Origin of the sequence: Nocardioides oleivorans, from assembly GCF_004137255.1 — a bacterium.
GTDB classification, from domain to species: domain Bacteria; phylum Actinomycetota; class Actinomycetes; order Propionibacteriales; family Nocardioidaceae; genus Nocardioides; species Nocardioides oleivorans.
This window is the reverse complement of record NZ_SDWT01000001.1, coordinates 82,488-107,643: the sequence shown is the minus strand read 5'-3', so window position 1 is coordinate 107,643 and position 25,156 is coordinate 82,488. Positions and strand designations below refer to the sequence as shown.

At 72.5% G+C, this 25,156-nt stretch carries 20 protein-coding genes; 14 read left to right on the top strand and 6 right to left on the bottom strand.

The annotated features are described in order from the left end of the window. Positions 1–33 precede the first annotated feature (33 nt). Both EUA93_RS00495 and EUA93_RS00490 read left to right on the top strand, forming a co-directional pair. The gene (locus EUA93_RS00495; protein ID WP_129397873.1) at positions 34–681 is read left to right on the top strand and encodes an SRPBCC family protein; all 648 of its coding nucleotides are present in this window, start codon (positions 34–36) and stop codon (positions 679–681) included. After that, positions 678–2,078, top strand: coding sequence for an amidase (locus tag EUA93_RS00490; RefSeq protein WP_129397872.1), 1,401 nt, complete (start codon positions 678–680; stop codon positions 2,076–2,078). Before EUA93_RS00495 ends, EUA93_RS00490 begins: the two co-directional genes overlap by 4 nt. Here EUA93_RS00490 and EUA93_RS00485 read toward each other — a convergent pair whose 3' ends face one another. After that, entirely contained in the window at positions 2,079–2,795 is a 717-nt protein-coding gene (locus EUA93_RS00485) for an SDR family oxidoreductase (protein ID WP_129397871.1), read from the bottom strand. It lies immediately after the preceding gene. Between the two features lie 85 nt (positions 2,796–2,880). Here EUA93_RS00485 and EUA93_RS00480 point away from each other — a divergent pair, with 85 nt between their 5' ends. Next, entirely contained in the window at positions 2,881–3,432 is a 552-nt protein-coding gene (locus EUA93_RS00480) for a TetR/AcrR family transcriptional regulator (RefSeq protein WP_129397870.1), read from the top strand. A gap of 26 nt (positions 3,433–3,458) precedes the next feature. Then, a complete protein-coding gene (locus EUA93_RS00475) occupies positions 3,459–4,331 on the top strand; it encodes a DUF2262 domain-containing protein (RefSeq protein WP_129397869.1) in 873 nt (290 codons plus the stop codon). Positions 4,332–4,743: 412 nt separating this feature from the next. Here EUA93_RS00475 and EUA93_RS00470 read toward each other — a convergent pair whose 3' ends face one another. Further along, positions 4,744–6,042, bottom strand: coding sequence for a FlgD immunoglobulin-like domain containing protein (locus EUA93_RS00470; RefSeq protein ID WP_165355001.1), 1,299 nt, complete (start codon positions 6,040–6,042; stop codon positions 4,744–4,746). A gap of 119 nt (positions 6,043–6,161) precedes the next feature. On the opposite strand from EUA93_RS00470, the gene EUA93_RS00465 reads away from it, so the two are divergent. Genes EUA93_RS00465 through EUA93_RS00455 form a run of 3 tightly spaced genes read left to right on the top strand, consistent with a single transcriptional unit; the run spans position 6,162 to position 10,917 of the window. Continuing rightward, positions 6,162–8,246, top strand: coding sequence for a hydantoinase/oxoprolinase family protein (locus EUA93_RS00465; protein WP_129397867.1), 2,085 nt, complete (start codon positions 6,162–6,164; stop codon positions 8,244–8,246). Further along, positions 8,246–10,243, top strand: a complete 1,998-nt coding sequence (locus EUA93_RS00460) for a hydantoinase B/oxoprolinase family protein (protein ID WP_129397866.1) — start codon at positions 8,246–8,248, stop codon at positions 10,241–10,243. Before EUA93_RS00465 ends, EUA93_RS00460 begins: the two co-directional genes overlap by 1 nt. After that, positions 10,243–10,917: an SDR family oxidoreductase gene (locus EUA93_RS00455; RefSeq protein ID WP_129397865.1), complete on the top strand. Its 675-nt coding sequence runs from the start codon at positions 10,243–10,245 to the stop codon at positions 10,915–10,917. Before EUA93_RS00460 ends, EUA93_RS00455 begins: the two co-directional genes overlap by 1 nt. Before the next feature lie 38 nt (positions 10,918–10,955). Here EUA93_RS00455 and EUA93_RS00450 read toward each other — a convergent pair whose 3' ends face one another. From EUA93_RS00450 to EUA93_RS00440, 3 genes are all read right to left on the bottom strand, one after another. After that, positions 10,956–11,285 carry a hypothetical protein gene (locus EUA93_RS00450; protein WP_207208567.1) on the bottom strand — a complete coding sequence of 110 codons (330 nt, stop codon included), beginning with the start codon at positions 11,283–11,285 and terminating at the stop codon, positions 10,956–10,958. 208 nt (positions 11,286–11,493) lie between these two features. Next, positions 11,494–12,138, bottom strand: a complete 645-nt coding sequence (locus EUA93_RS00445; protein ID WP_129397864.1) for a response regulator — start codon at positions 12,136–12,138, stop codon at positions 11,494–11,496. Then, the gene (locus tag EUA93_RS00440) at positions 12,135–13,091 is read right to left on the bottom strand and encodes a sensor histidine kinase (RefSeq protein WP_129397863.1); all 957 of its coding nucleotides are present in this window, start codon (positions 13,089–13,091) and stop codon (positions 12,135–12,137) included. Before EUA93_RS00440 ends, EUA93_RS00445 begins: the two co-directional genes overlap by 4 nt. 97 nt (positions 13,092–13,188) lie before the next feature. On the opposite strand from EUA93_RS00440, the gene EUA93_RS00435 reads away from it, so the two are divergent. From EUA93_RS00435 to EUA93_RS00405, 7 genes are all read left to right on the top strand, one after another. Beyond that, positions 13,189–13,737 carry a hypothetical protein gene (locus EUA93_RS00435; RefSeq protein ID WP_129397862.1) on the top strand — a complete coding sequence of 183 codons (549 nt, stop codon included), beginning with the start codon at positions 13,189–13,191 and terminating at the stop codon, positions 13,735–13,737. Beyond that, entirely contained in the window at positions 13,734–14,231 is a 498-nt protein-coding gene (locus EUA93_RS00430) for a TrkA C-terminal domain-containing protein (RefSeq protein ID WP_129397861.1), read from the top strand. Before EUA93_RS00435 ends, EUA93_RS00430 begins: the two co-directional genes overlap by 4 nt. Next, positions 14,228–15,520 (top strand): ArsB/NhaD family transporter, encoded by a 1,293-nt coding sequence (locus EUA93_RS00425; protein ID WP_338036336.1) that lies wholly within the window; start codon positions 14,228–14,230, stop codon positions 15,518–15,520. Before EUA93_RS00430 ends, EUA93_RS00425 begins: the two co-directional genes overlap by 4 nt. A 101-nt stretch (positions 15,521–15,621) precedes the next feature. Further along, on the top strand, positions 15,622–16,557 hold the full coding sequence (locus tag EUA93_RS00420) for a carbamate kinase (protein ID WP_129397860.1): 936 nt from the start codon (positions 15,622–15,624) through the stop codon (positions 16,555–16,557). A gap of 19 nt (positions 16,558–16,576) precedes the next feature. Beyond that, positions 16,577–17,683, top strand: coding sequence for a barbiturase (gene bar / locus EUA93_RS00415; RefSeq protein ID WP_129397859.1), 1,107 nt, complete (start codon positions 16,577–16,579; stop codon positions 17,681–17,683). 82 nt (positions 17,684–17,765) lie between these two features. Further along, the gene (locus EUA93_RS00410) at positions 17,766–20,987 is read left to right on the top strand and encodes an ATP-dependent helicase (protein ID WP_129397858.1); all 3,222 of its coding nucleotides are present in this window, start codon (positions 17,766–17,768) and stop codon (positions 20,985–20,987) included. Continuing rightward, a complete protein-coding gene (locus tag EUA93_RS00405) occupies positions 20,984–24,220 on the top strand; it encodes an ATP-dependent DNA helicase (RefSeq protein ID WP_242497183.1) in 3,237 nt (1,078 codons plus the stop codon). Before EUA93_RS00410 ends, EUA93_RS00405 begins: the two co-directional genes overlap by 4 nt. 224 nt (positions 24,221–24,444) lie before the next feature. Here the strand turns inward: EUA93_RS00405 and deoD are convergent, their stop codons facing one another. Further along, on the bottom strand, positions 24,445–25,155 hold the full coding sequence (deoD, locus tag EUA93_RS00400) for a purine-nucleoside phosphorylase (protein ID WP_129397857.1): 711 nt from the start codon (positions 25,153–25,155) through the stop codon (positions 24,445–24,447). Between the last annotated feature and the right edge of the window lies 1 nt (position 25,156).

Below are 25,156 nucleotides of genomic sequence, written 5' to 3'. Positions count from 1 at the left end.
CCCGTCCCGAAACCCACTCAAGGAGCAGAGAAGATGAAGTTCACCGGTGAGAACACCATCGCCGCGCCCGTCGAGCAGGCGTGGGACGCGCTGCTCGACCCGTCCGTCCTGGTCCGCACCATCCCGGGCTGCGAGAAGCTCGAGGCGACCGGCGAGAACGCCTACGCCATGACGGTGACCGCCGGCGTCGCCTCCATCAAGGGCACCTACGCCGGCTCGTGCGTGATGAGCGACCTCGTCGAGCACGAGTCGCTCGTGATGAAGCTCGACGGTGCCGGTGCGCCCGGCACGATCGGCGCGACCGTGCACGTCCGCTTCACGCCCGAGGGCTCCTCGACGCGGGTGTCGTACGACGCCGACGCGGTCGTCGGCGGGATGATCGGCGGGGTCGGGCAGCGCATGCTCACCTCGGTCTCGCGCCGGATGGCGGGGGAGTTCTTCGGCAACGTCGACTCCGCGGTCGCGGGTGGACCGGTCGTGGTGCCGGGTCCCGCGGCGGGTGCCGGCGCGCCCTCCTCGAGCGGTGGGGCCGTCCCCGCTGCGTCCGGCCAGGTCTTCACCGCGCCCGCGAAGGCGCCCGCTGCCGGGAGCAGGCAGGAGTTCCTCACCGGCGTCGCCGTGGGTGCCGGACTCGTCGTGCTCGGCGTCGTGGTCGGCGGCCTCTTCGGTCGCCGCCGATGACCTACCTCACGGTCGACTCCACCGCACGCGAGCAGGCAGCGGCCGTCCGCGACGGATCGATCTCGGCGAGCGAGCTGCTCGAGCTGCACCTCGACCGGATCGAGGAGCGCAACCCCGAGCTCAACGCGATCGTCTCGCTCGACGCCGAGCGGGCGCGCGCGTGGGCGGCGGTCGCCGACCAGGCGCAGGCCTCGGGCGAGGAGACCGGACCGCTCCACGGGCTGCCGTTCGCGGTGAAGGACACCCACGCCCTCAAGGGCTGGCCGCACACCTTCGGCTCACCCGTCTACGCCGACCACGTCGCCGACCACGACGAGCTGCTCGTGGAGCGCCTCCGCGCCGCCGGCGTGGTCTTCGTGGGCAAGACCAACGTCCCGGAGTTCGCCTCGGGCTCGCACACCTTCAACCCGGTCTTCGGCGTCACCCGCAACCCGGTCGACCCGACCCGCTCGGCCGGCGGGTCCAGCGGGGGAGCGGCGTGCGCGCTCGCCTCCGGCATGGTGCCCCTGGCCGACGGCTCCGACATGGGCGGCTCGCTCCGCAACCCGGCATCGTTCTGCGGCGTCGTCGGCATGCGCCCGTCCCTCGGGCGGGTGCCGGAGTGGCCCCTCTACAACCAGTGGGAGACCACCTCGGTCGGTGGTCCGATGGCGCGCAACGTCGGCGACGTCGCCCTCCTGCTGTCCGTGCTCGCCGGCCCGGACCCGCGTGCGCCGCACGCCCTCGGCGACGCGGGTGCCACGTTCGCGCCGCCGCTCGCCCCGGCCCCGCTCGCCGGGCTCAGGGTCGCCACGAGCATCGACCTCGGCGGGTCCTTCGAGGTCGACCACCGGGTCGCGGACGTCGTACGCGCCACGGCTGCGCGGCTCTCCGACGCCGGTGCCTCGGTGAGCCAGGCGCACCCCGACCTGTCGCTGGCCGACGACACCTTCCGCACCCTCCGCGCGTGGCACTTCCAGGCCAAGCTGGGTGCGCTGCTCGCCGAGCACCCCACGTCGTTCAAGCCGTCGCTGGAGGCCAACATCCGCGCCGGCGAGCCGCTCACCGGCGCCGACGTCGCCCGTGGCTACGCCCAGCGCACCTCGCTCTCGGAGACGATGCGGCTCTTCTTCGGCGAGCACGACGTGCTGCTGCTCCCGACGTCGCAGGTGCCGCCGTTCCCGGTGGAGCACGAGTTCCCCGAGACCATCAACGGCAACGAGATGCCCGACTACCTCGCCTGGATGCGGTCGGCGTACTTCATCTCCGTCACCGGCTGTCCCGCGATCTCGGTCCCGGCCGGCACCACGCCCGAGGGCCTGCCCGTCGGCGTCCAGCTCGTCGCGCGCCACGGCGCCGACCGGCAGCTGCTCGAGGTGGCCGCCGCCGTCGAGGAGCTGCTGGCCGACCGGGCGTGATCAGGCGCCCAGTGCGCCGAAGATCTGCTCGTAGCGCTCCTGCGGGTCGAGGCCCAGGCCCGACTTCACGAAGCGCGCCCAGTCGTCGCCCAGCACCTCCTGGCGGCCGGACTCGACGGCGTCGAGGCCCGCACTCGCCAGGTCGGCCGGGCTGATCTTGGGCGCGTCCATGCCCTGCGCCATGTCGGTGTCCACCAGGCCCATGTGCACCGCGACGACGTGGGTGCCCTGGGGCGCGAGCTCGAGGCGGGTCGAGTCGCTCAGCATCCAGGCGGCGGCCTTCGAGGCGGAGTAGGCGCCGGCCCCGGGGACGGTGAACCACGACAGGGCCGAGACGACGTTGAGGATCGCTCCACCGCCGTTCGCTGCCAGCACGGGCGCGAAGGCCCGGGTCATCAGGAGCGGGCCGTAGAAGTTGGTGTCCATCTCGCGCCGGATCGTTGCCTCGTCACCGGTCACGAGCGCCGTGCCGGTGGAGATGCCGGCGTTGTTGACGAGCAGCTGGACGTCGCTCGCCGCCGCGGCCGCCTCGGCGACCTGGGAGGGGTCGGTGACGTCGAGCGCGATCGCGTGGATGCCCTCCGCCCGGAGGGTGCTCGCGTCGCGCGCCGCGGCGTAGACCTTGCGCACCCCGCGCTTCTTCAGCTGCTCGACGAACTCCGCGCCGATGCCGCGGTTCGCTCCGGTGACGAGTGCCACCGCGCCGTTGAGGTCCATGGGACATCCATTCTGTAGTGATCGCTAATGATTCGACGACGACGGTAGCAGGTTCTGTAGCGATCGATACGTTAGGGTGGGCCACATGGTGGGCCGGCCGCGCAGCTTCGACCGCGACGCAGCACTGGCTGCGGCGGTGGAGCTGTTCTGGCGCACGGGCTACGAGGCGACCTCGATCGCGATGCTGACCTCGGCCATGGGCATCACGCCACCGAGCCTCTACGCGGCCTTCGGCGACAAGCGACGCCTCTTCGAGGAGGCGTCGGCGTCCTACTTCGACCGCACCTGCGACGGGCTGGGGCGCGCGCTCGCGCTGCCGACCGCACGGGAGGCCGTGGTCCGGATGCTCCGCGACACGGCGCGCGCGCACGCGGACGTGGCGACCCCTCCGGGCTGCCTGATGCTGACCGAGCCGTTGCTCGACGAGCAGCGCGAGGTGCTGGGCCGGCTCGTGCGGGACCGGCTCGACCAAGGTGTCGAGGAGGGGGACCTGCCGGCCTCGGTCGCCACGGGCCAGCTGGCCGCCTTCCTGGTGGCCGTCATGCGGGGCATGTCCGGTTGTGCGCGCGACGGCGGGACGGCCGAGGACCTCGCCGGCATCGTCGACACCGCGATGGCGGCCTGGCCCGCCGCCTGACTGTCCGCGCCTCCTACGCTGTGGGCATGGGGGAGCAGCAGGAGCGCGAGGCGTTCGACCGGCGGCACGCGGACGAGGTCATCGAGATCACCGTCCTCACGGGCACCACGGTCGGGGGTGCGGGCAAGGCGGGCGACGCGGTCCTGTGGACCCCATCAGCCGACGTGATCGCCCACGTCGACGAGGAGGGCGCTGTCGTCACCGGTGACGGCCGGCTCAGCTGGCTCGCCACCGACGAGCAGCGCGCCACGTGGATCCACGACCTGCAGGCACACACGCAGTACGTCGTCCGCGTCCGCGCGGCCGACCCGGACCCCGCCGAGTACGCGCGGTACGGCCAGCCGTTCCCCGACCTGTCCGGGCACTTCGCCCTCGATGAGGTCGTCCGGCGCGACGTGCACGTGCCCGCGCTCGACGAGCGGCTCGCGGCCTACCTCCGGCCTGTCGTCGTGACGTCCGACCTCGGCGACTTCACCCTCGAACGCGCCTACGGGCACTTCTCCGGCGAGGTCGACTGGGCGGGCACGTCCGTCCACGTGCTGCTCGACGTCGACGACACGTCGGTCGAGGGAGCCGAGACCTGCGACGCCGCGCTGGCCCGGCTGACGACGTACGCCGCTGACGCCGCGGGCACCGACGCGCGCTGGCGGGCCTTCGCGGCCAGCACCCTGGTCGAGCTCGCCCGCGACTGGCAGCAGCAGGACGCGGAGGGCGGGGGCGAGGTCGAGGAGGTGACCCCGGAGTCCTTCGTGCGGCGGATCCGGCTCAGTGAGCTCGCGATCACCGCCGACGGCTCAGCGACGCCGTACTACGACGACGGCGACCTCTTCCTCGGCCACGTCATCCTGGTCGAGGTGGAGCCAGACGGCTCGACGACCGACGCCTACATCGCCGGCTGAGCTGCCGAGCCGGGCTCCCGGTCTGGACCGGACCCTGTGCACGAACCTGTGCAGAGGGGTGTGGAGAACCCGCCCGGGCTGGGGACGGAACCGGCCTTTCGGTGGACGACGCGCCGGAACCCGAGGTATGTGAGAACTGCTCGTCGCAACCCCTTGCGCAGCCGGGTCGCGGAGGCATAGAACTCTTCCTACGCAGCCCCGCAAGGGGAGGCGGGATGGCTCCGGAAGGAGGGTCCGCACGGCGCAGAACCAGTCCGCTGGGGAAGCACCGCAGGCACCGGGTGATGAGGTGGCTGGGACCGGACACAAGGAGCGATCGATCGGGACATCACCGAGACCGGTCACACCGAAGGGCCCTTGACGCTCATACCGCCAAGGGCCCTTCACCTATTTCGGTGCTGGTGCCCGGCGGTCAGGCCGCGGGTGCGTAGTGGACGACGGTGACGTCGAAGGACGCGAGGTCGTAGTCGGTGTCGCCCAGCAGGCCGCCGCTGAACTGCCACCCGATGCGTGTGCTCGACCCGCCTCCGGAGCGCTGCGACCACGGCGCTGGCCCGAGGATCGTCAGCGCAGCTCCCGGTGTCGTGGAGGCGGACGGAGGGGTGCCGGTGAACAGGTACAGGGTGCCCTGTCCGGTGCCGCCGACCGGCACCTCGGCGCCGGTGGAGGTGAGGCTCACCCGGTCCATCGGGTCCAGTGCGAACGGCGCCGTGACGGCGAACTCGCCGCGGCTGTCGGTGCAGTCGGTGTCGATGCGCGCGCGGCTCGAGGCGGGGGAGAGCACGGTGAGGCCCCCGGGCAGGCGTGGGCTCGCCTGGGGCGGGCAGTTGACGACGCAGTCGTAGGGGCACATGGTGGTGATGTCGGGCTCGGTCAGGGCCGCAGCGGCTCCGACCGACGTGGTCCACGTCCGCTGCTCGACCAACGGCACGTCGGAGACGGCCATCGGGAGCCGGAGCCGGCGCGGGTTGCCGTAGTAGTCCCGGATCGTCGCGACGAGGGTGTAGCCGCCGGCCGGAAGCCGCGTGCCGTCGCTCCGGAGCCCGGTCAGCTCCCGCGGGTCGGACTCGGGGGCGGTCCGGTCGCCGAACCGGTTGACGACACGGCCGGCGGCGTTGCGCAGCTCGAGCGCGGCGCGGACCAGGGAGGAGCTGCTGCCCCCGAAGCGGAACCGGGTGCTCCAGTAGGACGCGCGGACCAGGACGGTGTCGGTGAAGGCCGTGGTGGTGGGGTGGAGCGTGTCGCGCGTGACGTCGAAGCTGGTGGGCCGCACCGAGTGGCCGGTGGGCTCGACGTACGTGGTGCGCAGGCCGACCCCGGTGCTCCGTACCTGTCGGTGCCCGCGGGCGGTGGCCACCACCCGGACCCGGAAGTCGCCGTCCCCGACCCGGCGGCCGCGATCGTCCCGCCCGTTCCACCACCAGGTGTGGACCTCGGCCCGCAGTCGGCCGAGCTCGACGTGCCGGACGGCACGCCCCGAGCGTGACCGCACGACGACGAGCGTCACCACGGCCGGCTGGTCGAGATCGAAACCGACCTGCACACGGTCCTGCACGCCGTCGCCGTCGGGGGAGAAGTAGCGGGTGCCCCCGACGTAGCCGACGAGGGGGTCGGGTGCCGCCGTCGCGGGCGGCTGGAGGCCGAGGACGGAGAGCACGAGGACGAGGAAGGCGAGCGCCGGGACGGCGGTCGTCGAGCGGGTGGTGTTCACAGCACATGGGACGCGTTCGGGTGGCCGAAGGTTGCGACACCATGTTGTGCCGATGGATCACTGTTTCATCGGCAATCTCTGCCGTGGTCGCAGTCGCGCCGCCTGAGTTGAATCGGACCATGAGCAACCGGCGGATCAGGATCGGCATCGACACCGGAGGCACGTTCACCGACGTGGTCGCCTTCGACGAGGACTCGGGTGAGCTGGTCACGACCAAGACCCCCAGCACACCGGGCAACCCGGCCGACGGCTTCATCGCCGGCATCGAGAAGATCCTGGGGATCGTCGACGCCGAGGGCAGCGACATCTCCGCCGTCTCCCACGGGACGACGGTCGCGACCAACAAGCTGCTCGAGGGCAAGGTCGAGGCGCTCGGCTTCATCACCACCGAGGGCTACGAGTTCATGCTCGAGATCGCCCGCCAGTCCGTGCCCGACGGCTACGGCAACTCCTACTTCTGGGTGAAGCCCGACCGGATCGTGCCGGCCGACCGCGTCCGCACGGTCGGGGGTCGCCTCGACTTCACCGGCGCCGAGATCCGGCCTTTCGACGAGGAGGCCGCGGTCGCGGCCGCCCGGTGGTTCCGCGACCAGGGCATCACCACCCTCGGCGTGTGCCTGCTCCACGCCTATGCCAACGACGAGCACGAGCTGCGGATGCGCGACATCCTGCGCCGCGAGCACCCGGACGCCGTCGTGTCCATCTCGAGCGAGGTGCTGCGGGAGTACCGCGAGTACGAGCGCTCGATGACCACCCTCGTCGACGCCGCGGTGAAGCCCAACGTGAGCCGCTACGTCACCAACATCTCCGAGCGGCTGATCACCTTCACCGGCAGCGAGATCCCGTTCTACGTGATGAAGTCGAACGGCGGCGTGCTCTCCGCCGACGAGGTCGTGCACCAGCCGATCACCACCGTGCTCTCCGGCCCTGCCGCCGGCGCGCTGGGAGCTGCGCTGATCGCCAAGGTCGCGGGCTTCCCGAGGATCCTCACCTGCGACGGGGGAGGTACGTCGACCGACGTGTCCGTCGTCCTCGACGGCGAGCCGACCCTCACCACCGAGGGCACGGTCGGCGCCTACCCGAGCAAGATCCCGATGATCGACGTCGTCACCGTCGGTGCGGGTGGCGGCTCGATCGCCTGGCTCTCGCCCGAGGGCACGCTCAAGGTCGGCCCGCACTCGGCGGGCGCCGACCCCGGTCCGCTCTGCTACGCCAAGGGCGGCACCCAGCCGACCATCACCGACGCCCACGTCACCCTCGGCCGGATCCCCCCGCACCTGCTCGGCGGCGAGATCCCGCTCGACGTGGAGGCCGCCCGCGCGGGCATCGCCGACCTCGCCGAGCAGCTCGGTCTCGACTTCGAGCGCTGCGCCACCGGCATCCTCGAGATCTCCGCGTGGAACCAGGCCAACGCGCTGCGCCAGGTCTCGGTCAAGCGCGGGCTCGACGTGCGCGACTTCATGCTCACCACCTTCGGTGGCTCCGGCTCGCTCCTGGCCTGCCGGCTCGTCGACATCCTCGACCTGGCGGGAGTCGTCGTACCCCCCAACCCGGGCAACGTCAGCGCCTTCGGCCTGCTGACCGTCGACGTGAAGAACGACTACGTCCAGACCCACGTCGCCAAGGAGTCGGTGCTCGACCACGCGGCCGTCCAGACGATCCTCGACGACCTCACCGGGCGTGCCCGCGAGGCGCTCGCCAAGGAGGGCTTCACCCCCGAGCAGCACCGCTTCCAGCGCACGATCGACGTGCGCTACGTCGGGCAGGCCTTCGAGGTGCGGGTCCACGCGCCGGAGGGCACCGTCGACGCGGCCTACGTCGAGCAGGTGGCAGAGACCTTCCACGCCGAGCACCGGCAGCTCTACGGCTACGACTTCCGCGGCGACCGCGACCAGCAGGTCGAGTGGGTGAACCTCCGCGTCACCGGCATCGGGCCGATCACGCGCCCGGAGATCCCGACGCTGGACAAGGCCGACGGCGACGCCCTCGACCGGGCCGTGCGCGGCCGGCGCGACGTGTGCTTCGACCCCGAGGTCGGCTACATCGACACCCCCGTCGTCTGGCGCACCGACCTCGGCGCCGGCGACACCTTCAGCGGTCCCGCGATCGTCGAGGAGTTCGGCTCGACGATCCCCGTCCACCCCGGCTTCGAGGTCGTCGTCGACGACTGGGCCAACCTCGTGATCCGAAAGGTGGTCAGCTGATGGCCGCAGTCGACCCGGCGTACGTCACCGCGAAGCCGGTCAACCCGGCCGGCCTGCCGACGGCCTACGAGCACGGCGGCCGCCTCACCGCCGAGGGCACGAGCGTCGACCCGATCCTCGTCGAGATCGTCCAGGGCACCCTGGCGAGCGTCGAGATGGAGGTCGAGACCGCGATCGGGCGCACATCGCGCAGCCCGATGATCCGCGACGCCCATGACTTCCGTGCCGGCATCCACGACCGCCAGCTGCGCAAGCTCACCGGCCGCTCCTACAGCGCGCTCGTGCACCCGATCGTGCGCGACTTCCCGATCGAGGAGATGCGCGAGGGTGACGTCTTCTTCCACAACGACGTCTACGAGTCGGAGGGCGGCATCGGCCACCTGCCCGACCTCTGCGTCACGGTCCCGGTCTTCCACGACGCCGGCGACGGTGTGAAGAGCGTCGTGGCGTTCGTGCAGGCCTTCGGCCACCACGACGACATCGGTGGCGCGGTCCCGGGCTCCATGCCCAGCAACGCGACCACCGTCTACGAGGAGGGGCTGGCCGTCCCGCCGATCAAGCTGTGGGACGCCGGCGTGCCCAACCGGTCCGCGCTGCGGATCATGACCCGCAACTCGCGGATGCCCGACAGCCTGGCCGCCGACCTCGACGCCGAGTGCTCGGCCTGCCTGATGGGCGCGCGACGGCTCGGCGAGCTCTTCGAGCGCTACGGCCGCGAGGCGATCGAGGCGTCCTTCGACGCGATCCTCGACGCGACGACGGAGACCTACCGCCGCGAGATCCTCTCGAAGATCCCCGACGGCACCTACGTCTGGGAGGACTACGCCGAGCACGACGGTGTCGACGAGCCGCAGCTGCACACCCAGCGGATCACGCTGACCAAGGTGAGCGACGCCCCGGCCGACCCGGAGAACGGGCGCCCGGCCGGACCACGGCTGATCATCGACTTCACCGGCACCAGCGCCCAGGCGAAGGGCCCGATCAACCACTGCGGCGACTACGTCGGCGGCAACTTCCTCAAGAAGTGGCTGGCACCGATCCTGCGCAACCTCGCCGACACCCCGGAGCGGATGGCTGAGCTCGACGTCAACGAGGGCATCGTGCCGCTGATCGAGATGCGCTTCCCGGAGAAGGGCACGCTGCTCACGCCGATCCACCCCGGCCCGACCAACGCCCGCACGTTCGTCATCCTGCGGCTGCTCGGCGTGCTCGCCGGTGTCGTCGCCAAGGCCGTCGACGGCAAGATGCCGGCCGACCAGGAGACCATCCGCTACACCGGCGTCTACGGCAAGGACCTCGACGGCAACGACTACCTCATGCGCGAGGTGCTCGGCGGCGGCTCGGGCGGTCGCTACTACGCCGACGGCGAGGACACGATCCACGTCGTGCCCGACTCGCGGAACCTGCCGACCGAGTTCACCGAGTCGCGCTTCCCGTTCATCGTCGAGCGCCTGGGCCTGGCCCAGGACTCCGGCGGGGCGGGGGAGTACCGCGGCGGCCTCGGCTACGAGAAGCAGATCCGGATGCTCAAGGACGCGCACTTCATGTCGATCGCCGACCGGTCGATCCTGGCCTGCTGGGGCGTGCGCGGCGGCAAGGCCGGCATGCCGTTCCAGGTCGTCATCGACCCGGGCGGCCCCGACGAGCGCGAGGTCGACGCGCTCGCCGACGCCGAGGTGGTCAAGGCCGGCCAGCTCGTCCGCATCCGTACGACGGGTGGCGGCGGGTGGGGCGACCCGCTGGCCCGCGACCCCGAGCTCGTCGTCCGCGACGTGGTCTGGCGCAAGGTGTCCGCCGAGGCCGCGCTGCGCGACTACGGCGTCGTGCTGACCGGCTCGATCGATGGCGGCGACCTCGGCTTCGACGGCCCGCGGACCGCCTCGGAGCGGGCCGGCCGGGCGGCCTGGAGCAAGGACGACGACGCGTTCTTCGACCGCGGGCCGGGCTACTCCTCGCTCGCCGACGGTGCTGCCTTCGCCGAGGTGGACCGCATCTGATGGCGGCCAGGCGCGTCGCCGTGGTCGGCGGTCACGGCAAGACCGGCCGCGCGGTGTGCGACGCGCTGGCCGCCGGGGACGTGGCGGCGCTGCCGCTGGGCCGGGGCGACTGGCCGGACCTGGTGGCCGCGGCCGCCGGCTGCGAGGCGGCGTACGTCATCGCGCCGAACCTGCACCCCGACGAGCCGGCCTACGTCGGCGAGGTGCTGACGGCGCTCATCGAGGCCGGCATCCGGCGGGTGGTCTACCACTCCGTCGCGTCTCCCCACGCGCCGTCGATGCCGCACCACCTCGGCAAGGCGGCCAGCGAGGACCTGGTCCGCCGGTCGAACCTCGACTGGACGATCCTCCAGCCCGGCGCCTACCTGCAGAACCTCGACCTCACCGGCCCGATCGACCTCCCCTACTCGCCCGACGTGCCCTTCGGGTTCCTCGACCTCGCCGACCTCGGCCGCGTCGCGGCGGTCGTGCTGACCCAGCCCGGCCACGTTGGCGCGACGTACGAGCTCGCGACCCGCGTCGCCACCGTGCGCGAGCTGGCGGCGGAGGCCGGCGTCGAGGTGCGGCACGTCCCCGACCCGAAGACGCACCCGTGGCTGTCCGCGATGTTCGAGTACTACGACGACCACGGGCTGCTCGTGGGCACGCGGACGCTTGCGGCCCTGCTCGGCTGACGCGTCACCGACCCGGGTGGACGAGGCGGGCAGCGGCTTCAGCGCGAGAGCGCCGCGAGGTCGAGATCGACTCCGACCACCTCGAAGTGGTCGGCGTGCAGATCCTTCTCGGCCAGCAGGTCGTCGTCCCCGGGGTAGAACTTCGCAACCTCGGGGTCTTCGCCGGCGAATGCCTTCACGGCGTCCATCGACTCCCAGAGCGAGACCGTGGTGACCTCGACGAGGTCGCCGGTCGTGCGCCGCAGGACGAGCACGCCCAGGTTTCCAGTCGTCTCGCGGTACTCGCGGACTCCCGTGTCGCCCTGGTGCTCGAGGTAGCGGTCGGCGTCCTCCGCGCGTACGGCGCCGCGCCAGGTCCGCATGATCATGGATCCTCCTGGTGATCGGGGTGCTCCTGATTCTGCGCACAGCCATCGAACACCGGCAACGCTGACCAGCGGACCGCTTGGGTGGGGAACCGTCGGGCAGCGGAACGGCCTCGATCGGGACCGGTCGGTTCCCCACAGCCCGGAAATCCCCTACTCGAGCGGACACAGGGCCACCTGAGCGGACACAGGTCCGCTTGGGTCCGGGTCGTCAGGGCTCGATGAGCCCGGCCCGGATGGCGTAGCGCGTCAGCTCGACCCGGTCGCGCATGCCGAGCTTGCCGAGGATGTTGGCGCGGTGGCCCTCGACGGTCTTGAGCGCGATGTGCAGCTCCTTGGCGATCTCACGCGACGAGCGGCCCTCGGCGATCAGCTTGATCACCTGGTCCTCGCGCGCGGTCAGCACCGACGTCGGCACCCGCTCGCCGCGGCGGAGGCGGTCGAGGTAGTCGCGCACGAGCGTGCTCTCGGCGCCGGGGTAGAGGAAGGTCTCGCCGCGCATCGCGGAGCGGCAGGCGCCGACGAGGTCCTCGTCGGCCACCGACTTGAGGACGTACCCGCTGGCGCCGGCCTTGAGGGCGCCGAAGAAGTACTGCTCGTTGTCGTGCATCGACAGCATCAGGATCTTCGGCGGGTCGCGGCGCGCGGCGATCTCGGCGGCCGCCTGGAGGCCGGTCATCCGGGGCATCGCGATGTCGAGCACGACGAGGTCGACCTCGGTGTCGCGCACCCGCTCGACGGCCTCCGCGCCGTCGGCGGCCTCGGCGACGACCGTGAGGTCGGGCTCCTGCTCGAGGATGAGTCGGACGCCGCGGCGCACGAGGGTGTGGTCGTCGGCCAGCAGGATGCGGATCATGCGACCGGCACCTTCAGGCGGACCGTCGTGCCCCGTCGCGGCTGGCTGATCACCGACAGCTCGGCGCGCACGAGCGCGGCCCGCTCGCGCATCCCCATCAGCCCGGATCCCTCGGTGAGCCCGCTGAACCCGCGGCCGTCGTCACGCACCTCCAGCACGACCGACTCGCCGAGCCTCTGGAGGGACAGCTCGACCTCGTGGGCGTCGGCGTGCCGGGCGGCGTTGGTGAGCGCTTCCTGGGCGACGCGGTAGACGACGACCTCGGCCTCCGGGCTCAGCGTCGGCAGGCCGGGTGCGAACGACCGCCGCACCGGCGCGGGGCTGTGGTCGGCGAAGTCGGTGGCCAGCGCGGCTAGGGCGCTGGTGAGCCCGAGGTCCTCGAGCACGCCCGGTCGCAGCCGTCGCGCCACCCGTCGTACGTCGTCGAGCCCGGCGCGGGTGCTCTCCCGCAGCGCGTGCAGCTCCTCGACCAGGTCGGCGGGCGCGCGCTGCTCGACCTGCTTGAGCCCGAGCAGCACGACGGTCAGGCCCTGGCCGACCTCGTCGTGCAGCTCCTGGGCGATCCGGTGGCGCTCGGCCTCCTGCGCGGCCAGCGCGCGAGCGTCGCCGTCGCGGCGCTCCTCGGCGAGCCGGGCGAGCAACCCGTTGACGCTCGTCGTGATGCCGCGGATCGGTCCGGAGCCCTCCTCCGGCAGCCGCGTCGGCTCGAGGTGCTCGATGCCGCCGAGCCGCTGGATCAACCGGTGCAGCGGGGCGAGCGCCCAGCGGATCAGCAGCGCGTTCGTGAGGAGCATGACCGCGAGTCCGACGCCGACCACGACCAGCTCCGAGGGCACCGGGTCGGCCGACACGCTCGCGGGCGACAGCACCAGGAGCAGGGCGCCGACCACGAACACCACGCCGTTGATCAGACAGATCGTCCAGAACAGCGGGAGGTGGCTGGGCAGGCGCATGCCTCCAGCCTCCCATCCGTGGCCTCCACCCCGGGCCAGGACCAGATGGGGTCCGCGCCCCATGTGCTCGGTCCGCCGTGGCACGAAGGATGGCTGCATGCCGCCGCCGGACGAGAACACCACCGTCGACCCGACCGGGACGGCCTGGGTCGTCTGGCTCGTCATCGTCGGGCCCGGGCTGCTGGTCGCGGCCTTCGCGTGCGTACGACGCGTCGGTCCCGGCGAGCTGGTCCTCGTGGTCCGCGGGGGCACCGTCGTCCGCTCCCGCCGCTTCGGGCTGGTGCCGCGCACGCCCGTCCTCGAGTCCTTCGAGTCGGTGCCGACCGGCGCCCGGGTGCTGCCGCTCGTCGTCCGGGCCCGCACGTGCGACGACGTCGACGTGATCGCGCTGGCCGACCTGACCCTGGAGGTCCGCGAGGTGGAGTCCGGTGAGCCCTGGGTGCCGACCGCGGACGTCGTACGACGCGCGGAGGAGGTGGTCGGTCGCCAGGTCGGGCTGCTCGAGGTCCGCGCGCTCGTCGACGACCTCGAGGCGCTGGAGGAGCGCTGGCCCGTCGAGATCGACCGGGAGCTGCCGAGCGGCACGCACGCCGTCGCCCTCGACGTCACCGAGGTCGAGGCGCGGCTGACCGGGGGCGGGGCATGAGCGAGACGCCCTACCTCGTCGAGGTCGCCGTCTCGGTCGCCCTGCTCGCCTCGGCGATCGGCTTCGCGATCGGCCTGGCCATCGGCCGCGGCCGCCAGCCCCGCTGGCAGGAGAAGGGCAGCTTCGTGCACAAGGTGTCGATCGGCTTCGCCGACCTCGACCGGCTCGACGCGGTCATGCTGCGCTTCGAGGTCGAGACCGGCTCGCGCCTGCAGGGAGTGGAGATCGGCGAGCTGCGCCTGCCCGAGGGCTCCGGCGTCGCGATCGTCACCCGTGGCAAGCACGTCTTCGTCCCCGACGACCGCAGCGTGCTGCGCACCGGCGACCAGGTGCTCGTCGTCGCCGCGCTCGGCCAGGTCAGCGCGGTGGAGGAGCGGCTGCGCTCGGTGAGCCGCTACGGCCGCCTCGCCACGTGGGCCGAGGACATGGACGACTACTCCGGGTCGGTGCGGACGTTCGGCGTCCGGCGGCGCGGGAAGGTCGGCGTCGCGTGATCCTCACCTCGGCCGCCCTGGCGGTCTTCATCGTCGCGTACGCCCTCATCGCGACCGAGCGCGTCCACCGCGTCGCGGCCGCGCTCGGCGGCGTCGCCGGCATGGTCGTCCTCGGACTCGTCGACGCCGAGACGGCGTTCTTCCACGAGCACACCGGCGTCGACTGGAACGTCATCTTCCTGCTCTTCGGGATGATGATCATCGTCGGCGTCCTCAAGCAGACCGGGCTCTTCGAGTTCCTCGCCCTGTGGGCCGCGCAGAGGTCGGGCGGCGAGCCCTACAAGCTGCTCGTCCTGCTGGTGCTGATCACGGCCGCGGTCTCGCCGATCCTCGACAACGTCACGTGCGTGCTGCTGGTCGCCCCGGTCACGCTGTCGGTCACCCGGCGGCTCGGCCTGCCCCCGGCGCCGTACCTCATCTCCTTGATCCTGGCCTCCAACATCGGCGGCATGTCCACGCTGATCGGCGACCCGCCCAACATCATCATCGGCAGCCGCGCGGGGCTCAGCTTCACCGACTTCCTGGTCCACGCACTGCCGCTGACCGTCATCTTGCTGGTGCTCTTCGTGGTGATGGCGAAGTGGCTCTTCCGCAAGGACCTCGACCACGTGGCCGACGTCCGCGGCCTCGACGACCTCAGCCCCGGCGACGCCATCACCAACGTCCGGATGCTGCGCAAGTGCCTGGTCGTGCTCTTCCTGGTGATGATCGCCTTCGGCCTGCACACCGTGCTCCACCTCGACCCGTCCGTGGTGGCGATGATGGGTGCCGGCGCGATGGTGCTGGTCTCGCGCACCGAGCCCGAGGAGTTCCTCGAGGAGGTCGAGTGGGACACCCTCGCCTTCTTCATGGCGCTCTTCGTGCTGGTCGGCGCACTCGTGCAGGTCGGCGTCATCGGCGCGATCAGCGAGTGGGCGGCCGAGGCGATGGGCGGTCGCGAGCTGCTCGGCGCGACCGCGCTGCTCTTCGGGTCCGGCATCGTCGGTGCCTTCGTCGACAACATCCCCTACACCACCGCGACGGTCCCGGTCGTCGAGGAGATGGTCGCCAGCACCTCCGCGTCGGGTGCGGACAGCCCGCTGTGGTGGGCCTTCGTGTTCGGCGCCGACCTCGGCGGCAACGCGACCGCGGTCGCCGCCGGTGCCAACGTCGTGGTGCTCGGCATCGCGGCGAAGGCGGGGGAGCCGATCAGCTTCTGGGGCTTCACCAAGTACGGCGTCGTGGTGACCGCGATGACCCTCGTCGTGGCCTGGGGCTGGGTCTACCTCCGCTACTTCGCCTTCGTGTGACCGCCCGCGGCACAGAGCGGGCAACTCTTGCCATCGGATGGCCCGCTTGTTGGCCGAAAGTGCCGTGGGGAGGCCTCGGTCACCGTCACTAGGGTCGACCCATGAGGGTCCTGCTCGCGCTCGGCGGAAACGCCATGACGAACGCCGACGGACGGGCGCGTCCGGAGGACCAGATCGCGGCCGCCCGGGTCGCCATGGCCGCGGTCGCCGGCCTCCTGGAGCACGACCACGAGGTCGTCGTGACCCACGGCAACGGCCCCCAGGTCGGCAACCTCCTGGTCAAGAACGAGCTGGCCGCCTCCGTCGTGCCCCCGGTCCCGCTGGACTGGTGCGGCGCGCAGACGCAGGCCACCCTCGGGTTCGTCCTGATGGACGCGCTCGACCACGAGCTCGCGGCGCGCTCGGTCGAGCGGCGCAGCGCTGCCGTCGTCACGCGCACGCTCGTGGACGCCGACGACCCCGGCTTCACCACCCCCACCAAGCCGATCGGCCGGCACCTGCCCGAGGCCGAGGCGCGGGTGCTCGTCGAGCACGGCGAGACCTGGGAGGACCGGGGGGACAAGGGCTGGCGCCGCGTCGTCGCCTCGCCCGAGCCGCTCGAGATCCTCGACGCGCCCGCCGTCCTCGCGCTCATCGAGGCCGGCTTCGTCGTCGTCGCCAACGGCGGTGGCGGCATCCCGCACGTCCGCCTCCCCGACGGCTCGCTCGGCGGTGTCGAGGCGGTCATCGACAAGGACCTCGGTGCGGCTCTGCTGGCCGGTACGACGAGGGCCGACGTCATGGTGATCGCCACCGACGTGCCCAACGCCGTCATCGGCTGGGGCACCCCCGACGCCCGCCCCCTCGGCACCGTGAGCGTCGAGGAGCTGCGCGCGCACGCCGCCGACGGCCACTTCGCGTCCGGCTCGATGGGACCGAAGGTGGACGCCGTCTGCCGCTTCGTGGAGGCCACCGGCCAGCGGGGCGTCATCACCAGCCTCGACCAGATCACCGCCGCCGTCGCAGGCAACGCCGGCACCGTCGTCGTACCCGAGTAACCCCGCCGAAAGGAAACCCATGCCCAGCGCCATCGAAGTACGCAAGGTCCCGATCCACTCCGTCGCCGACGCCTCGGAGCTCACCAGGCTCGTCGACGAGGGCGTGATCGCCGCCGACCGCGTCTTCGCCATCATCGGCAAGACCGAGGGCAACGGTGGCGTCAACGACTACACCCGGATCATCGCCGACCGGGCCTTCCGCGAGGCGCTCGTCGCCAAGGGCGCCGACCCCGAGCAGGTCAAGGGCATCCCGATCGTGTGGTCGGGCGGCACCGACGGCGTGATCAGCCCCCACGCCACGATCTTCGCGACCACCGACGTGCCCGAGGACGACCCGTCGCGCGACGAGCTGCGGCTCACCGCCGGCTTCGCGATGAGCGAGCCGCTCCTGCCCGAGGAGATCGGCTACACCGCGATGATCGAGAAGGTCGCCGCGGGCGTGAAGGTCGCGATGGAGCGCGCCGGGATCACCGACCCGGCCGACGTGCACTACGTGCAGACCAAGACCCCGCTGCTGACCATCCACACCATCCGCGACGCCAAGTCGCGCGGCAAGACGGTGTGGACCGAGCACACGCACGAGTCCATGGACCTCTCCAACGGCGCCACCGGCCTCGGCATCGCCGTCGCGCTCGGCGAGATCGAGATGCCCACCGACGCCGACGTGATGCACAACCGCGAGCTCTACTCCTCGGTCGCCTCGTGCTCCTCGGGCGTCGAGCTCGACCAGGCCCAGATCGTGGTCGTCGGCAACGCCACCGGCGTCGGCGGGAAGTACCGCATCGGCCACTCGGTGATGGACGACGCGCTCGACGCCGACGGCATCTGGGACGCCATCCGCTCCGCAGGCCTCGACCTGCCCGAGCGCCCGCGCACCAGCGACCTCGACGGCCGCCTGGTCAACGTGTTCCTCAAGTGCGAGGCCAGCCTCGACGGCATGGTCCGCGGCCGCCGCAACGCCATGCTCGACGACTCCGACGTGCACTGGCACCGCCAGATCAAGGCCACCGTCGGCGGCGTCACCGCTGCCGTCACCGGCGACCCGGCGGTCTTCGTCTCGGTCTCCGCGGCCCACCAGGGTCCCGAGGGCGGCGGCCCGGTCGCCGCCATCGTCGACCTCTCCTGACGTCGCGAGCGAGCCACCGGCACCGCCTCGTCCCGAGGGACGTACGACGCGCGGTGTCGGTGGTTCGTGATGAGGTTGGGCCATGACGACGTACCGGCTGGTCCGCCCCGAGCGCGAGGTCGTCGTGCCCACGCTCGACGAGCACCAGCAGCGCGTGGTCGACCACGACGGCGGCCCGCTGCTCGTGCTGGCCGGTCCCGGCACCGGCAAGACCACGACGCTCGTCGAGGCCATCGTCGACCGCATCGAGCACCGCGGTGCCTCGCCCGACTCGGTGCTCGCGCTGACCTTCTCCCGCAAGGCCGCCGAGCAGCTGCGTGACCGCGTCACGGCACGGGTCGCGCGCACGACCGCGACCGCTGCCTGCTCGACCTTCCACTCCTTCGCCTACGCGCTCGTCCGGAAGTACGCACCCGCCGAGCTCTACGAGGGCGCGATCCGCCTGCTGTCGGCACCCGAGGCCGACGTCGTCCTGCGCGAGCTGCTGCGCGACAATCCCGAGTCCGTGGTCTGGCCCGACGCACTGCGTCGCGCCGTGGGCACGCGCGGGTTCGTCCGCGAGGTGCAGGCGGTGCTCGCCCGGGCCCGCGAGAAGGGGCTCGACCCCGCGGGGCTGCGGGCGCTCGGCATCGAGCACGACCTGCCCGAGATGATCGCCGCCGGCCTCTTCCTCGAGCAGTACCTCACCGTCCTCGACAACCTCGGCGCCACCGACTACTCCGACCTCATCCGGCGCGCGGTCATCGAGGCCGAGGCCCACCGCGGCGAGCTCCGGGCGCGCTACGCGCACGTCTTCGTGGACGAGTACCAGGACACCGACCCCGGCCAGGTCGCGCTGCTCCGGGCGCTCGCCGGTGACGGCCGCGACCTCACGGTCGTCGGCGACCCGCACCAGTCGATCTACGGCTTCCGCGGCGCCGACGTGCGCGGCATCCTCGACTTCCCGGCGGCGTTCCCGACCTCGTCCGGCGCGCCGGCACCTGTCGTGGTCCTGCGGCGCACGCGTCGGTTCGGCCCCCGGATCCTGCTCGGGGCCGGCCGGGTCGCGAGCCGGCTGACGCTCACCGGCAGCATCGGCTCCGAGGCGCGCGAGGCGTTCCTCTCGCCCGAGGCGATCCCCGGCCCGCACGGGGACGGCCGCGTCGAGGTGATGACCTACGACACCGAGCGCGCCGAGGCCGAGCGGCTCGCCGACCTGCTGCGCCGGGCCCACCTCGAGGACGGCATCGCGTGGGACCGGATGGCCGTGCTCGTGCGCTCGGGACGCACCAGCATCCCGCCGCTGCGCCGCGCGCTGGCGGCCGCCGGTGTGCCCGTCGAGGTCGCCACCGACGACCTGCCGCTCGTCCACGACCCTGCCGTCGTGCCGCTGCTCGACGGCCTGCGTGCGGTGGTCAACCTCGACAACGACGACCCCGACTCGCCCGGCTTCCTGGACCCGGGACGCATCGAGTCGCTCCTGCTCTCGCCGCTCGGTGGGCTCGACGCGTCCGACCTGCGCGCCCTGGTCCGCCGCCTCCGCACGCGCGAGAAGGAGCTGTCCGACGCCACTGCGCGGCGCACCAGCCGCGAGCTGCTCCGGCTCGCGCTCGTCGAAGACGGGTTCCTCGACGGGATCGAGGGCCCGGACGTGGAGCGGGCCACCGCGCTGGCCGCCCTGCTGCGCTCGGGCGCCCGGATGCTCGAGGAGAGGGCCGGCGCCGAGGACCTGCTGTGGCACCTCTGGTCCAGCACGTCGTGGCCCGAGCGGCTCCGGAGGCAGGTCGACCTCGGCGGAGCCGCCACCCGACGCGCGCACCGCGACCTCGACGCCGTCGTCGCCCTCTTCGAGCTCGCCTCGCGCGTGGTCGACCAGCGGGACCACACCGGGGTCGGGGCGTTCTTCGCCAACCTCGTCGAGCAGCAGCTGCCCGCCGACACGCTCGCCGAGCGCGGCGTGCGGGGCAAGGCCGTCCGGCTCCTCACCGCGCACCGCTCCAAGGGACTCGAGTGGGACCTCGTCGTGGTCGCCCACGTCCAGCAGGAGGGCTGGCCCGACCTGCGTCGTCGTACGACGCTCCTCGGCGCCGACCGCATCGGTGTCGACTCCTCGGGCCACCCCGACCTGGTGCCGCCGCTGACGTCCCGCGCGCTCCTGATGGAGGAGCGCCGCCTGTTCTACGTCGCCTGCACCCGCGCTCGGCGCCGTCTCGTGGTCAGCGCCGTGCGGTCGCCCGACGACGACGGCGAGCAGCCCTCCCGCTTCCTCGAGGAGCTCGGCGTCACCATCGAGCACCAGGACGGCCGTCCTCCTCGCCCGCTGTCGCTGGGCGGGCTCGTGGCCGAGCTGCGGCGCAACGCCGCCGACCCGTCCGTCTCGCCCGCCCTGCGCGAGGCGGCGGCCCGCCGCCTCGCAGCCCTGGCGGTCGAGGAGGTCGACGGGCGCCGGCTGGTGCCCTCGGCCGACCCGTCGACGTGGTGGGGCACGCGCAGCGCCACCCGCTCGGTCGAGCCGATCCGTGACCCCGAGCGGCCGGTCCCGGTCTCGGCCAGCATGCTCGACTCGATCCTGCTCTGCCCGGCGCAGTGGTTCTTCGAGCGTGAGGCTGGTGGTGTCTCGGCCGTGCACCAGTCGGCCAACCTCGGCCAGGTGCTCCACGCCCTCGCCGAGCGGGTGGCCGTCGGCGAGCTCCCTGCCGAGGTCGGCCCGCTCATGGCGGAGGTCGAGGCGATCTGGGACCGCCTGGCCTTCCGCACGCCGTGGTCGCGACAGCGCGAGCTCGCCCGCATCCGCAAGGCGGTCGCGCGGTTCGTGCAGTGGCACCTCGACAACCCGCGCGAGGTGCTCGGCGCCGAGCAGCGGTTCCAGGGCGTCGTCGACGTCGACGGCCGTCCGGTGATGCTGACCGGCTTCGCCGACCGGCTCGAGATCGACGACGCCGGTCGCGTGGTGGTCGTCGACTTCAAGAGCGCCCGCGCCGCGCCGTCCGGCCCCGCGGTCGCCGGCAACCTCCAGCTCGCCCTCTACCAGTACGCCGTCGACGCGGGCGCCCTCGACGAGGTGGCCGGTCGGGTGATGACGTCGGGCGGGGCGGAGCTGGTGCAGCTCGGCATCGACGACGACTCCTCCAGCGCCAAGGTCCAGGGGCAGCCGGCCCACTCCGCCGACGGCCCCGAGCGCACCGCGCTGCGCGACGGGCTCGCCCGGGCGGCCGCGCTGGTCCGTGCCGAGAACTTCCCGGCCACCGCCGGGCCGCACTGCCGCGACTGCCCGTTCGTCGCCATCTGCCCGGCCAAGGGCGCAGGGAGCGTGACCGTCCAGTGACCGAGCAGTCCCGTCCCGACGAGACCTTCACCCCGGTCCGGCTCGACTCCCCGGAGGAGCTGCGGGACCTGATGAAGGCCACGCACACCGCGAGCGACGAGCAGTGGGCCGCCATCACGGCACCACTGCGCCCGACCGTCGTCGTCGCCGGTGCCGGCAGCGGCAAGACCACCCTCATGGCGCAGCGCGTCGTGTGGCTCGTCGCCACCGGCCGGGTCAGGCCGGAGGAGGTGCTCGGGCTCACCTTCACCACCAAGGCCGCGGCCGAGCTGCGCCAGCGCGTCACCAAGGCCCTCGGCGACGCCGGGCTCCTCGACCGCTCGGTCGTCGTCGAGGGCGAGGACGTCCTCGAGCCGACGGTCGCGACCTACCACGCCTACGCCGCCAACCTGCTCACCGACCACGGCCTCCGCATCGGCCACGAGCCCGACACCCGGGTCGTCTCCGACGCCTCCCGCTACCAGCTCGGGGCTCGCGTCATCGAGCGCTTCACCGGGCACATCGAGCTGTTGACCGACCACCCCGCGACCGCGATCCAGAACCTCCTCGCCCTCGACGGCGCGATGAGCGAGCACCTCGTCGACGCCGATGCCGTACGCCGGATCGACGCCGAGGCCCGTCGCGGGTTCGAGCGGGCGATCGAGGAGGAGCAGGCAGGGAAGGGCCGCAAGACCTACCTCGAGCCCCCGGCGAAGGCGATCAACGCCATCGACCGGCGCGCCGAGCTCCTGCAGCTCGTCGCCGGCTACCGCCAGCTCAAGGCCGACCTCGGCCTGATGGACTTCGGCGACCAGATCGCCCTCGCAGCCCGGCTGGTCGATGACCAGCCCGAGGTGGGCGAGATCGAGCGCGGACGCTTCAAGGTCGTCCTCCTCGACGAGTACCAGGACACCTCGGTCGCGCAGGCCACGATGCTCGCCCGGCTCTTCTCCGGGCCCGACGACGACCACGGTCTCGGTCACCCGGTGATGGCGGTCGGCGACCCCAACCAGGCGATCTACGGGTGGCGCGGCGCCTCGGTGTCCAACATCCTCAACTTCGCCGAGACGTTCCCGGCGGCCGACGGTGAGCCCGGCCGGTTGCCGCTGACGGTCAATCGGCGCTCGGACCGGCGCATCCTCGACGTCGCCAACCGGCTCGCCCAGCCGTTGCTCGAGGCCTACGGCGACAAGGTCGCCCGCCTGCGCGCGGCCGAGATCGCCGAGCAGGGCCGGGTGGAGACCCACGTGTTCGAGAGGGCCGTCGACGAGCTGGGGTGGCTGGCCGCAGAGGTGCGTCGGGTCCACGAGTCTGGCACCGGCTGGTCGGACATCGGCGTGCTCAGCCGCGACAACGCCCAGGGCGAGGAGGTCTACGACGCCCTCACCTCGGCCGGGATCCCGGTCGAGATCGTCGGGCTCTCCGGGCTCGTCCGGCTGCCCGAGGTCGCCGAGGTCGTCGCGACGCTGACGTTGATGCACGACGTCACCGCCAACACCTCGATGCTGACCCTGCTCACCGGACCGCGGTGGGCGATCGGCCCGCGCGACCTGCGCCTGCTGGCACTCCGGGCCGCGGAGATCGCCGGCGTCCGCGGTCGCAAGGCGGCTGCGAGCGTCGCCGACCAGCTCCTCCAGATCGCCGACGGCATCGACGCCTCCGAGCTGCCCGCCCTCAGCGACGCGGTCGAGGCCCCGGGCGAGGCGGCGTACTCGTCCGAGGCGCTCGACCGTTTCGGCCTGCTCGCCGCCGAGCTGCGCCGGCTCCGCAGCCACGTCGGCGACCCGCTGCTCGACGTCGTGCGGCGGATCATCGACATCACCGGCGTCGACGTCGAGCTCGCCTCGGCGACGTCACCGGCCGCCGCCGCACGACGCGACAACCTCGACCTCTTCGTGAAGGCGGTCGCGGAGTTCCAGTCGGTCGACGGTGACGTGACCCTGCCGGCGCTGCTGGCCTACCTCACCGCGGAGGACGACCAGGGCAACGGCCTCGACGTCGCCACGCCCACCGCCGCCGACTCCGTGAAGCTGCTGACCGTCCACCGCGCCAAGGGCCTGGAGTGGTCGTCGGTGTTCTGCGTCGGGGTGGGGGAGACCCGGTTCCCCAGCAACCGCTCGCGCACCCTCTGGACCTCCTCGCCCGCGGTCCTGCCGGCCCCGCTGCGCGGCGACCGTGCCGACCAGCCCCAGCTCGTCGGCCACGACAAGGCCGCGCTCGACGCCTACCGCACCGCGACCCGCGCGCACGACGCCGAGGAGGAGCTGCGCCTGGGCTACGTCGCCTACACGCGCGCGGCCCACCACCTCTCCGTCACGTCCTACGTCTGGGGCCAGCGCTCCACCCCGTTCGGCCCGTCGAGCTACCAGGCCGTGGTGCGCGAGCAGCTCGAGGAGTGGGGCGAGCCGGTCGACGACTGGATCGAGAAGCCTGCCCCGAAGTCGCCCAACCCCAACGACGACGTCGACCCGTCCCGGCCGTGGCCGGTGCCGGGCCCGGGGGAGGAGGCCGCACGGCGGCTGGCGGCCGCCGCGCTCGTGCGCTCGGTCGACCCCACCGCTCCCGACGAGGACCTCGACATGGTCGAGGCAGCCCTGGTCGCCGACTGGGACGACGACCTCACCCAGCTCGTCGCCGAGGCGCGCGCCGAGCGGGCCACCGCCGTCGACCTGCCGCTGCCCAGCAGCCTGTCGGCCACCTCGATCGCCCGGCTGCGCGACGACCCCGACGGCTTCGCCCGCGAGCTCGCCCGCCCGATGCCGCGCCCGCCGGCGCCGGCGGCCCGCTTCGGTACGGCGTTCCACGCCTGGGTCGAGGACCGGTTCGGCCAGCAGGCGCTCATCGAGCCCGACGAGCTGCCCGGCCGCGCCGACGCCGGCATCGACGACGAGGCCGACCTCGGCGAGGTCGTCAAGCGCTTCGAGGACGGGCCCTTCGGCGACCGTGCGCCCCACGCGGTCGAGGCGCCCTTCGCGCTGGTCCTCGCCGGTCAGGTCGTGCGTGGACGGATCGACGCGGTCTACGCCGAGCCGGCCGGCTCGGATGCCGACTACCTCGTCGTCGACTGGAAGACCAGCCGCCACGAGACCGCCGACCCGCTCCAGCTCGCCCTCTACCGGCTCGCGTGGTCCGAGCTCACGGGCACGCCCCTCGACCGCGTACGGGCGGCGTTCCACTACGTCCGCTCCGGCCGCACGGTGGAGCCCAAGGACCTCCCCGACCGCGCCGGTCTCGAGCAGCTGCTCGACCTCTGACGCCCGCCTGCGCGCGTCGTCGTACACCGGCCCAGCGGTGAGCCAGCCACATTCCACAGCCGCGGAATGTGGCTCACGCACCGCGGGATGGCGGGTCGTCGTACGGCGCGCGGGCCAGCGGTGAGCCAGCCACATTCTGCTGCCGTCGAATGTGGCTCACGCACCGCCCGGCCAGCCCAGCGGCGGGTGGGACGTCTCCCGAGCGGCAGGAGAGCGGGTGGAGATCAGCCGAGAGCGGCGGTCAGGGCGATCTCGACCATCTCGCCGAAGGTCTGCTCGCGTTCCTGCGAGGTCGTCTCCTCGCCGGTGACGATGTGGTCGGAGACCGTGCAGATCGCGAGGGCACGGCGGTGGTGCTTGGCAGCGAGCGTGTAGAGCGCGCTGGCCTCCATCTCGACGGCGAGGACGCCGTACTTCACCATCTCGCCGAGCAGCTCGGGGCGGGAGGCGTAGAACGAGTCGCTGGAGAAGATCAGCCCGACGTGGAACGGCGAGCCACCGTCGCGGGCCTCGGCGGCCTCGACCGCCCCGCGGAGCAGGCCGAAGTCGGCGACCGGGGCGTAGTCGAGGCCGTGGAAGGTGATCCGGTTCATCGAGGAGTCGGTGCAGGCGCCGGAGGCGATGATGACGTCACGCACCGCCACGTCGTCGGTCACCGCTCCGCACGAGCCGACGCGGATGATCGACTGCACGTCGTAGTCGGTGAAGAGCTCGTTGACGTAGATCGACATCGACGGCTGCCCCATGCCGGACCCCTGGACGGAGACCGGCTGGCCGCGCCACGTGCCGGTGTAGCCGTACATCCCGCGCACCTCGCTGTAGCAGCGGGCGTCGTCGAGGAAGCTCTCCGCGATCCACCTCGCGCGGAGCGGGTCGCCGGGAAGCAGGACGGTGGGGGCGATGTCGCCGGGCTGGGCGCCGATGTGCGTGCTCACG